The sequence below is a fragment of the Alishewanella tabrizica genome, from assembly GCF_014652375.1.
Lineage (GTDB): Bacteria > Pseudomonadota > Gammaproteobacteria > Enterobacterales > Alteromonadaceae > Alishewanella > Alishewanella tabrizica.
Genome location: NZ_BMYR01000011.1, coordinates 144,196 through 155,656 on the forward strand (window position 1 = coordinate 144,196; position 11,461 = coordinate 155,656).

9 protein-coding genes are annotated in these 11,461 nt (G+C 45.8%); 8 read left to right on the plus strand and 1 reads right to left on the minus strand.

Annotated elements, in window-relative coordinates:
* The first annotated feature begins 2 nt into the window (after positions 1-2).
* Genes lysA through IE070_RS13635 form a run of 5 tightly spaced genes read left to right on the plus strand, consistent with a single transcriptional unit; the run spans position 3 to position 4,396 of the window.
* Positions 3-1,259 carry a diaminopimelate decarboxylase gene (gene lysA, locus IE070_RS13615; protein ID WP_189483744.1) on the plus strand — a complete coding sequence of 419 codons (1,257 nt, stop codon included), beginning with the start codon at positions 3-5 and terminating at the stop codon, positions 1,257-1,259.
* A 15-nt stretch (positions 1,260-1,274) separates the two neighbouring features.
* Positions 1,275-2,105 (plus strand): diaminopimelate epimerase, encoded by an 831-nt coding sequence (gene dapF / locus IE070_RS13620; protein ID WP_189483745.1) that lies wholly within the window; start codon positions 1,275-1,277, stop codon positions 2,103-2,105.
* Complete coding sequence (locus IE070_RS13625) at positions 2,102-2,770, plus strand: DUF484 family protein (protein WP_189483746.1); 669 nt, start codon at positions 2,102-2,104, stop codon at positions 2,768-2,770. The genes dapF and IE070_RS13625 overlap by 4 nt, the downstream gene beginning before the upstream one ends.
* Positions 2,757-3,698: a tyrosine recombinase XerC gene (gene xerC, locus IE070_RS13630; protein WP_189483747.1), complete on the plus strand. Its 942-nt coding sequence runs from the start codon at positions 2,757-2,759 to the stop codon at positions 3,696-3,698. The genes IE070_RS13625 and xerC overlap by 14 nt, the downstream gene beginning before the upstream one ends.
* Positions 3,698-4,396: an HAD-IA family hydrolase gene (locus IE070_RS13635; protein WP_189483748.1), complete on the plus strand. Its 699-nt coding sequence runs from the start codon at positions 3,698-3,700 to the stop codon at positions 4,394-4,396. The genes xerC and IE070_RS13635 overlap by 1 nt, the downstream gene beginning before the upstream one ends.
* Positions 4,397-4,483: 87 nt before the next feature.
* On the opposite strand, the gene IE070_RS13640 is transcribed toward IE070_RS13635, so the two are convergent.
* Complete coding sequence (locus tag IE070_RS13640) at positions 4,484-5,398, minus strand: hypothetical protein (protein WP_189483749.1); 915 nt, start codon at positions 5,396-5,398, stop codon at positions 4,484-4,486.
* 424 nt (positions 5,399-5,822) lie between these two features.
* Between IE070_RS13640 and uvrD the strand changes: the two genes are divergently transcribed.
* The 3 genes from uvrD to IE070_RS13655 are packed head-to-tail and all read left to right on the plus strand — an operon-like array spanning position 5,823 to position 10,925.
* Positions 5,823-7,991, plus strand: coding sequence for a DNA helicase II (gene uvrD / locus IE070_RS13645; protein WP_189483750.1), 2,169 nt, complete (start codon positions 5,823-5,825; stop codon positions 7,989-7,991).
* Complete coding sequence (locus IE070_RS13650) at positions 7,992-10,085, plus strand: tRNA(Met) cytidine acetyltransferase TmcA domain-containing protein (protein WP_189483751.1); 2,094 nt, start codon at positions 7,992-7,994, stop codon at positions 10,083-10,085. It begins immediately after the preceding gene.
* Positions 10,086-10,133: 48 nt separating this feature from the next.
* Positions 10,134-10,925 carry a hypothetical protein gene (locus IE070_RS13655; protein WP_189483752.1) on the plus strand — a complete coding sequence of 264 codons (792 nt, stop codon included), beginning with the start codon at positions 10,134-10,136 and terminating at the stop codon, positions 10,923-10,925.
* Positions 10,926-11,461: the final 536 nt, after the last annotated feature.

The window sequence follows — 11,461 nt, forward strand, 5'->3', positions numbered from 1 at the left end:
GATTGGATTACTTTAATTATCAGGGTGATACCTTATTTGCAGAGCACGTTGCTTTGCCAACAATTGCCGCTAATTTTGGCACACCAACGTATGTGTATTCAAAAGCAACCATTGAAAAACACTATCGCGCCTTTGCCGATGCCGCCGCCGCACACCCACATAGTTTGGTTTGCTATGCCGTAAAAGCAAATAGCAATTTAGCGGTACTTAATGTACTGGCAAAATTAGGAAGTGGCTTTGATCTTGTCTCTGGCGGTGAATTACGCCGCGTTATTGCTGCCGGTGGCGATCCAGCAAAAGTGGTCTTTTCTGGGGTGGGAAAAACCGTTGAAGAAATGCGCTTTGCGTTACAACTGGGCATTAAATGCTTTAATGTTGAATCGATAAGTGAACTGCACCGTTTACAAGAAGTAGCAAAGAGCCTAGATAAAAAAGCGCCAGTATCACTGCGGGTTAACCCAGATATTGATGCTAAAACACATCCTTATATCTCGACAGGCCTAAAAGCCAATAAGTTTGGTGTCGATATTCTGCTGGCACCAGATATTTACCGGGCAGCACGCGCGCTAAGCCATATTGAATTAGTGGGCGTTGATTGTCACATCGGATCACAACTTACTGAAACACAGCCGTTTTTAGAAGCTCTAGAAAAGTTACTGCATTTAATTGATGCCTTAAAAGCCGAGGGTATTCAGTTAAAGCATATCGATATCGGTGGTGGTCTGGGCGTGACCTATGATCAAGAACAGCCGCCTTTACCTTCCGATTATATCAGTAAAGTCGTTGCACGCTTGGCCGCCTATCCTGAACTTGAACTGATTATGGAACCTGGCCGCGCCATTATGGCGAACGCCGGTATATTACTCACCAAAGTCGAGTTTTTAAAACCTGGGCAAGAAAAACACTTTGCCATAGTCGATGCGGCAATGAACGACTTAATTCGCCCTGCACTTTATAGTGCTTGGATGAATATTGTACCCGTTGTTATAAACAAGGCCCTGCAGAAGCAAACTTATGATGTGGTAGGCCCTGTGTGCGAAACGGGTGATTTCCTGGGTAAAGATCGTGAATTAGCGATCTCTGAAGGCGATTTGCTGGCAGTGCGTTCTGCTGGTGCTTATGGCTTTACCATGAGCTCAAATTATAACAGCCGGCCTCGTGCCGCCGAAATTATGGTAGATGGTGAACGTTGTCACGTGATCCGCGCCCGTGAACAATGGCAAGATCTCTGGCAAGGCGAGCAGATTCTGTCAGATTAAGTATTTAAGGTCATCATGCTTCTTAACTTTACCAAAATGCACGGGCTCGGGAATGATTTTATGATGGTTGACGCAGTCAGCCAGAATATCTTTCTTACCAAAGAGCAGATTAAACAACTGGCTGATCGTAACTTTGGCGTGGGGTTTGACCAATTATTAATGGTAGAACCGCCTTATGATCCCGATTTAGACTTTCATTATCGCATTTTTAATGCCGATGGCTCTGAGGTGGAACAGTGTGGCAATGGCGCACGCTGTTTTGCTAAGTTTGTGCGTTATCGCGGTTTAACCAATAAAACCAAGATCAATGTCAGTACCAAATCGGGCAAAATCACGTTGTACGTTGAGCAAGATGGTCAAGTCACGGTGAATATGGGGATCCCACAGTTAGAACCGGCTAAAGTGCCCTTTAAAGCTCAAAAGCAAGAAGTCACCTATATCATGCTCACTGAGCAACAAACGGTATTTTGTGGAGTGGCTTCTATGGGGAACCCGCATGCGGTACTGGATGTTACAGATGTTTCAATAGCACCGGTGCAAACGCTGGGGCCGCAACTCGAAACGCATGAGCGTTTCCCCGAAAAAGCCAATATTGGTTTTATGCAAGTGCTATCGCCGCAACATATTAAATTAAGAGTATGGGAGCGAGGCGCAGGCGAAACCTTGGCATGTGGAACAGGTGCGTGTGCCGCCGTGGTTGTAGGACAATTACAAAAAAAATTAGGGCCTCAAGTGCGCGTAGACTTGCCTGGAGGCTCGTTACACATTCGCTGGAATGGCCCTGGTCAGCCTGTTAAAATGACTGGCCCAGCCGAACATGTGTTTGATGGACAACTTACCTTATGACCGACAGTCTGATCCAAGAGCAATCTCGTCTTGCCGCCTCGGTGGTAGAAGACTATTTACAACATAACCCAGATTTTTTTCAGCACTATCCTGCTGTATTACCACGACTGCGGCTGCCCCATCAACAACGCGGCACCGTATCCTTAGTAGAACGGCAACTTGAGCTACAGCGTGAAAAAATCAATCTACTTGAAGAAGACATCACTCGATTGATGTCCGTTGCCCGTCAAAACGAGCACATTTTTCTGGCGCTAAATGCACTGCATATCAGTATTCATCAGGCAAAATCATTCGACGATATAACCGTAGCGTTACAACAATTTGCGGATGCGATGCCACATGTAAAGTACTGCCGTCTATTGGGTTTTGAACAAGGTAAAATAGATTTACATCCTTATCAGTTATTACTTAATCGACGCTTACAAGCACAAAACGTGTATCTAGGCCGTTTAAATCAGGAAGAGCAACAAGGCCTTTTCCCCGCACAGGTGCATTCCGTCGCACTCTTGCGTATCGATCCTAGCGCTAATAATACTGCCCCCTTAGCTATTTTAGCGTTCGGCAGTGAGTTAGATGATCATTTCCAACCGGGTATGGATGTCTTATTTTTGCGCCATCTTGTTACCTTGCTAGCCTTAATTCTACCGCGTTATGTCATCGCCTGACTTACCGTTGCACTGGCTTGAGCCTGTGCAACGGTTTCTCGAATACCTAAGATTAGAACGTGGTTACAGTAAACAAACGCTACAAACTTATCATCAACAGCTTATCAAACTCGCCAAAGCCTGGGCTGAGCAAACTGATACTGCCGCGCAAGGTTGGTTTGCCTTAACGGATAAGCAAGTACAACAGCAATTGCTGCGTTTTAGAAAAGCCGGTCTTAGCGCCCGCAGTTTGGCACTGACGGCTTCAACCTTGCGTAGTTTTTATCGCTATGCACAGCAAATGGGGTTAACAGAAACTAATCCCGCGCAGTATTTAAAGCTGCCCAAAGCCAGTAAAACCCTGCCCAAGCAATTAGAAATTGAACAATTAACGCATTTACTAAGCTTTGATAGTACCGAAGACATTTTGGCCTGCCGCGATAAAGCCATGTTAGAGCTGTTTTACTCCTCTGGGCTACGTTTAGCCGAGTTAGTGTCTATTAATGTGCCCGATCTTAATCTGTCAGAAGCACAAGTAAGGGTAACCGGTAAAGGCAATAAAATGCGCCTACTGCCTATTGGCACTATGGCACTCAGGGCTCTAAAAGCTTGGCTAGCGCAAAGACCCGCTTTGCTAAACGCAGAGCAGCCAATGGCTGAACAACAAGCCCTCTTCTTGAGCATTGAGCGACAGCGTATCTCTCCCCGTCAAGTACGAGAGCGGGTATTACATTGGGCAAAACAACAAGGCTTGGGTCAGCATTTACACCCGCATATGTTACGCCATTCCTTTGCCAGCCATTTATTGCAATCCAGTGGCGACCTTCGTGGCGTACAAGAGTTACTAGGCCATGCGAATTTAAGTACCACACAGGTGTATACTCATTTAGATTTTCAGCATTTGGCCAAGGTATACGACAACGCCCACCCAAGGGCTAGGAAAAAATAATGCAGATTTATAAAGCGCTTCAGCCTATTTCGGTACTGTCTTTTGACTTAGACGATACCTTATACGACAACAAACCGGTGATTGCCGCCGCCGAAGCCGCTATGCTAAACAGCTTGGCGCAACATGCACCGATCACTCGCGGTTATAACAGTGAGTTTTGGTGGCAACAGCGCCGTATCTTGGCAAAGAAGCAGCCTGAGATCCGCCATGATATGGGACGCTGGCGCTTATTGGGTATTGAAGCCGGCCTAATCAATTTAGGGTTAAGCCAGTGTGAAGCAGGCGAGATCGCAGAGGTGGCGTATGAGGCCTTCTGGCAGGCCAGAACAACCATCAGTATTGCGCCCGATGTTATACAATTACTGCGTCAGTTGGCATTACAATATCAACTTGTTGCTATTACCAATGGCAATGCTTGCGTGAAAAAAATGGGGCTGGGCGACATTTTTAAATTTAGTTTACAAGCTGGCCCTGATGGCCGCATGAAGCCTTACCCAGACCTGTTTTTAACCGCAGCGCAACGGCTTAACGTAAGTCCTAATGCCATACTGCATATTGGCGATAGCCATCGCGCTGATGTAATGGGCGCGCTAAATGCGGGATGTCAGGCTGCTTGGCTAGACCACCTACAGCACCCCGTTGCAGTATTACCGCATATCCACATAACGCGTTTAGATATGTTAAATCTATTCATTTAGCGGGCTAATAACGAATCATTCTTTAAAGAATTTAAATTGGTAAGTACTATTTATTGCGTTTTATTGCCTAAGTGGTTTATTTATATTTTATTTACAAGAGATATTGATGCTTGATCTCATCGTGGCTTCATTATTGGATTGCGTAGAGTGGCTACAGTTAAAATTATCAGGCAAATAAAAGGCATTTATCAGGAAATTGTGCAAGTGTGAATTGCTCCGTCCACCCCAATTATTTTCTATATCGGCATAAAATAGATTCTGATCCGTATCATGTCTTACTGTCCCGTCAGCCGCTTCATAAGTATTTTCCGCCACCAATCTCATCACCTTGTAGAAGCCTTCAGTCATTTTTAAGAGTGAAAACAGCGAAGGTTGATGAAGCTGTGTTGTGTGGCGATGCTGAAAGTCTGCTGCATTGCTACTGTCTAAAGCTAAGTTCTGATACAAATTAACCGCAGCATCTGTATTAAGTAATGCGCGCTCTACTTCTTTACCTTGGGAGCTACCTTTTTTACGTTGAATGGATTGCGCACCTTCTTGTAGAACATGGCGTTCCTGTGCAAAATTGGTATCATCTACTTTATCAATTTGCTGACAACTAGAGTTATCACAACATTCATCCTCAGTTGATTCGCAAGGATATTGAATTTTTTCATAAAGCCGATTTTCTAAAAGCGCATTTCTAAAAGCCCAGAGCGCATCTTGCAAAATATCCGCCTCTGATACTGCACAGTTTACTGCACATTTGATGACAAAATCATAATGCGCATACATAAGCTGGCCCGTCGCCCGAGATTTTACCCGAGTAATCAGTACTTGCTGTTCAGTACTTACTGTGTCTAGAAAGTAGGCGTTTAGTTTGTCATATTGATAATCATTGCATTGCGATGCATGTTGTTTATCCGGCGCTAAACAGGGATCTGTCGACGTCCTTACCGCAAAGCTCATAGTAAAAGATATGCCTAGAATAACCACAACTAAACACTTGATAAAAAATTTCATGTTTACTCTTCCCTGTTTTTCAACTTAACTTTAACTAAAAAACTAATTTCCACAAAAATATACATAACAATTCAATACAATACAATACAATACAATTCAACCATTATTAATGAAGATAACAGCAACACGAACACGAAGTATACATTAAGCTCACTCTGTCATAAGCCATTGTTTTAATTGGAAATATAAAGAGAAACTTACCTTTTTAGAATAAAGCAGATTGTTATATCAGTACGGCCTCATTAACAGCAATTAATCAACCATAATTTATATCCGTCATGCATACTAATCTGCAGTCGCCAGTTATTAGGGATTATTCTACAACTGAGTACCCCCTAATAACTGGGTATTTATCCACTAATCCGCTTGGCCTACCGGACGTGCCTGTTATAATGGCATATAAGCTATTTAATGAGACTTGCTGATGGATGTATCTTACCTGCTCGATGGGCTAAACGATAAACAACGCGATGCGGTAGCCGCACCCCCGCAACATATGCTGGTACTGGCAGGCGCCGGTAGTGGTAAAACGCGGGTACTGGTGCATCGTTTGGCTTGGTTGATGCAGGTAGAACGCGTTGCGCCGTTTAGTTTACTAGCCGTAACCTTTACCAATAAAGCCGCTCAGGAAATGCGTGGCCGGATTGAAAGCACCATTGGCGTCAGTTTAAATAACCTGTGGATGGGCACCTTTCATGGCTTATCACATCGTATGTTGCGCGCCCATTATCAAGAAGCCGGTTTGCCACAAGGTTTTCAGATTATTGACTCGGATGATCAGCAACGCTTAGTGAAACGGGTATTAAAAGCCCTTAACCTAGACGAAAAGCATTGGCCAGCAAAGCAAATTCAGTGGTTTATCAATGCCAGAAAAGATGAAGGTCAACGCCCTGGTAGCATTGATGCGGGCGCAGATTATAGCCTGCAGCAAATGGTTAAAATTTACACTGCCTATCAGGAAATGTGCGATCGAGCCGGCTTAGTTGATTTTGCCGAAATTTTGCTGCGCAGTTTTGAACTGTTAAAAAATCACAGTAATGTGCGTGGTCATTATCAGCAGCGTTTTCGGCATATTCTGGTTGACGAGTTTCAGGATACCAACGCCATACAATATCATTGGTTACGGCTACTGGCTGGCACAGCTGCTAAAGTCATGATTGTTGGAGATGATGATCAATCTATCTATGGCTGGCGCGGTGCCCGAGTAGAGAATATTCAACAGTTTTTAACCGATTTTGACGGTGCTGATACCATTCGCTTAGAACAAAACTATCGCTCTACTTCAACCATTCTAAAAGCAGCCAACGCAGTGATTAGCAATAATCAGGGACGTTTAGGGAAAGATCTGTGGACCGATGGCAGTGAGGGTGAAACTCTCGCCGTTTACAATGCTTTTAACGAGTTAGATGAAGCACGCTTTATTGTTAGCCGGATTAAAGATTGGCATAACAAAGGCAGTCCACTGAGCGAAGCCGCCATTTTATACCGCAATAATGCGCAGTCGCGGGTGCTCGAAGAAGCCTTAATTCAAGAAGGATTGCATTACCGTATTTATGGTGGTTTGCGCTTCTATGAACGCCAAGAAATTAAAGATGCGCTGGCTTACTTACGCTTAATCAACAATCGTTTAGATGACGCTGCGATGGAGCGGGTGATTAATACACCTGCGCGAGGTATCGGCGAAACTACCTTGAATAAAGTGCGCCAACACGCCCGAGCAACACAACAAACGTTATGGCAAGCCCTGGAGCAAATGCTAGCGGAGAAGCAGTTAAGTGGTCGAGCGGCCAGCGCAATCGATCAGTTTATGCAGCTTGTTAACCAGTTAGATGCTGAGTTAACGGATTTACCCTTGCACGAACAAGCCGACCATGTCATCAAACAGTCTGGTCTGTATGCCATGTATCAAGCGGAAAAAGGCGAAAAAGCGCAAACGCGTATAGAAAACTTAAACGAGCTTATTACTGCATGCCAGAACTTTGATAGCGTGTTACAAGAAGAAATGAGCCCGCTTGCAGCCTTTCTATCGCAAGCGGCCTTAGAAGCGGGCGAATATCAAGCTGAAGAACATTCTGATGCGGTACAGCTTATGACGCTGCACTCCGCTAAAGGCCTAGAATTTCCGTTAGTGTTTATGTGTGGTTTGGAAGAAGGCATGTTCCCCAGCCAACAAAGTGGTGATGATCCAACGCGTTTAGAAGAAGAGCGCCGTCTGTGTTATGTGGGTATGACACGCGCTATGCAGAAACTGTACTTATGCCATGCGCAAAGTCGTCGTTTGTATGGTCAAGAGCAATATCCGAAACCCTCGCGTTTTTTACGAGAAATCCCGGCAGAATGTGTTGAAGAAATACGTTTAAAAACACAGATTAGCCAACCTGCGCAAATGAATCGTTTTAGCCATGCGGCAAGTCATAGCGCGTTTGAAAATACTGGTTTTAAACTGGGTCAACGGGTGCTGCATGAAAAGTTTGGCGAAGGCACCGTCCTTAATTACGAAGGTAGCGGCCCGCAATCGCGGATTCAGGTTAACTTTGACCAGCTAGGCAGTAAATGGTTAATGACCGCTTATGCCCGACTGGAAGCAATCTAAATGCTCTTACAGCAGCTTGATCAGTTATTACAGCAAGCTGCTAAGCATCGGGTACGGTTGCCGGTATGGTTGCAAGGTGAACCTACTGCATTACTGGCTTTTACCAAGCAACTACTCGCACATTTTGCTCCTCATACGTGTTGGTGGTTGGGCAGTAACACACCCGAGCAATGCACACCGCTGCAGCAGGCAAAAGCGCATCAGTTGCTAGGCACAGAATGTGACTGGTTGATTATTAACGCCTGTAACGGCTTTAATGGCGATCAGATCGCCGCTGCCAGCGGCGCCTTAAAAGCCGGTGGCTTATGGCTGTTACTGACACCACCAACCGATAAGTGGTTGGCACAGCCCAACCCTGATCATCAGCCGTTATTATCCTACCCACTGACACCGCAGGCCGGTGCACAAAGCTTTACTGCTTTTTGGCTCAAAACCTTACAACAAGCTAATCTACTGCGCGCCCAACTTACTGCGGATGATGACGTACAAATCCTACAACAACCCATTTTTCCGCCGCGGGCCGTCGTCGCTTCATGCAATCCACCGTTTAAAACCGCCGAGCAAGCGACCGCCGTTGCAGCTATTGAAAAAGTAGTAACAGGTCATCGCCGTCGTCCTTTGATATTAACCGCCGATCGTGGTTGTGGTAAATCCAGTGCTTTGGGATTGGCTGCTGCACAGCTAGCCAAGCTGGGTAAACAACGAATACTGATAACAGCCCCCTCTCAGGTTCAAGCGAGTGTTGCCCTCGCGCACTTTGCCAGCCAGATCAATCAATCGCAGCAAAATGCGCTGCAATATATCGCTATTGATCAGTTATTGGCTGAATTGCCAGCTGCTGACTTGGTTCTCGTAGATGAGGCTGCAGCACTGCCAGCATCACAATTACAACGGCTAGTTGATCACTACAGTCGGTTGGTATTTGCTAGTACAGAACATGGTTACGAAGGGACAGGCAGAGGCTTTCAATTAAGGTTTCAGCCTTATTTAGCACAACAATGCCCCAACTGGCGGCAACTGCGCTTAAGCGAGCCTATCCGTTATCAACTGCAAGATCCATTAGAGCAGCTAATTCGGCATAGCTTTTTGTTGAAACTAGATTTGCCCGAACCAGAATATGACGCTACTCAAGCTGTGGTGTTAAAACATTATCAACAACTCGACTGGCTGGCCGAACCAATAAAACTGCAACAGATCTTTGCCTTACTCAGCTTTGCTCACTATCAAACACAGGTCAAAGATTTACTGATGCTGTTTGAAAATACTGCCATTGCGGTATATACCCTAGAGCAAAATAACCAATTACTTGGCTGCATGCTGCTCAGCAGTGAAGGCGAGCTTAGCGCTGAACTGGCCGAGCAGATCTATCAGGGGAAACGGCGGGTACAGGGACATTTGCTAGCCCAAAGTTTAGCCTTTCACCTTGCCGAGCCAGAACTGGCTAGCTTAAAACTGGCGCGTATTATGCGCATCGCCATAGTCCCCTGCTTACAGCAGCAAGGGCTGGGTAGCCAGTTACTGCATTTAGTCAGCGAGGAACTTGTCACAGGTGGGTATCATTATCTTGGCAGTAGCTTTGGGGCAACACCGACCTTAGTGGATTTTTGGCAGCGCAATGGTTTTAAGCCCATCCGCCTTGGCCAGCAACTGGATAAGGCCAGTGCCGAACCCTCGGTATTAGTATGTAAAGCTTTACAAGGTGACGCCGCCAGAGTTATACAGCTCGCTAAACATTTTTCACTGCAACTCTATCTGGAACTGAATGATTACCCCTCAGCTCTAGAAGCAGCGTTACTGCTAAAGCTAATCAGCCCACCCCAACGCATCCTTAGCCCTACCGAGCTGCAGCAACTTAGCTTGTTTGCCTTAGGACAACGACCTTATGAACTGGTGGCAACTTTACTGGTCTATTGGTTTAACGAGTATCGATTACTGTTAGACCCGCTCGCAGCAGCCGTTTTTATCGCCCGCTGCTGGCAAAAACAGCCTTGGCCACTAATTGCAAAGCGTTTTCAACTTGCAGGTAAAGGCGCCATTATTAAAGTGTTGCAACATAGCGTCGCCAATCATTCTCAAGCGGCACAGACATATTGAGGCTAGCCTGCAAAAGCTGGTGCAGTCAGGAAAATTTGCGGAGACGTTATGCTTAGTCTGTTTACATTATTACTTGCAGCAAGCCAGCCGAGTCTGGAACATCTTAGTCAATCAGAGCGCGGCCTAATTCAATCTGCTCTGTCAGCTCAACAAGCCTACAACATACTGAGATTGCAATATGAAGAATGCCAATCACAACGTGACTACCGCCAGAATGGCTTACCCGAGTTACAGCTATTACGCTCGGCAATAGAAGCCAAGATAAAACTGCCATATCAAGATTTTTTATTTGCGAGCCAACAAAGCGGTGACTGGCAGCGTTTGCAACCTCGAGATCCACTGGAAGCTGGCAGCTGCGACGAATTAACCCGCTATCGAGAGAATCTGGACTACTACGAATTACAGTTGTTTGCCCTTGAGATCGCTGAACCAGTGGTAAGTAGCCTAACCGCCGACCAGAACGACACAGCAATCAAGCAACAATTGCAATTATTACGAGGCTATTTGCAACGCTCTAGCAGTGTCGCTATCGCTAGGGTATTTGATCGAACAGAACTAAATGCCATAGAACAGGCTAATTATCTACATCCTGACTATCAAAGCCGTTACATCTTCCGTCTCGAAAATGGCTGGCGTAGTGTAATGCCAGTCTATATGGGTATGCATAGTCAATTTAATGAACAGGACATTATTAAACAAGCCAGTGAATGGCTAATTTTTCTTGATACCCAAAAGCAATTTATCGCCGCAAGACCATTAGCAGAAGTGTCTGCGCTACTTGCAGAGCTGGGCCCTGCTGAATGGACCTTTGATCTTAATGGCAATTTGATCCGAAAATAATTATTACTGCTGATCTTTGTCGCTTTTGTAAAGTCGGCTATAAACCTCAGCAAATAGCAGTCTGTTAAAATACACCGATGTAGCATGGCGACAAAACTGCCTGAAGCAGTTTTGGACTGCCGAAGGCAGGTCCTACAAGGACGCGCCCCAACGATGGGGCGAGTGTGGCTGGCGTCTGAGTGTTGTGCGCCGCTGGTAGTCCAGCCCCGTAGGCGCTTCAATGCAAATTGTTGGCTTACCGAATTCCCAGCTTCACTGTACTACTCTTTTTTTTCAAAAATACATCGATATAGCATGGCGACAAAACTGCTGGGAGCAGTTTTGGACTGCCGCAGGCAGGTCGCGAAGCGATGCAGGCCAAGGAAGGCCTGCACAATGCCACCACTGTGGCTGGCGTGGGAGTGTTGTACGCCCCACGCGTAGCGGATAAAGCAAAAAGCCCACTCGACTGAGTGGGCTTTTTGGCTTTATGAGGTGCCTGGCGGTGTACTACTCTCGCATGGCGAATGCCACACTACCATCGTCGCAGCTGCGTT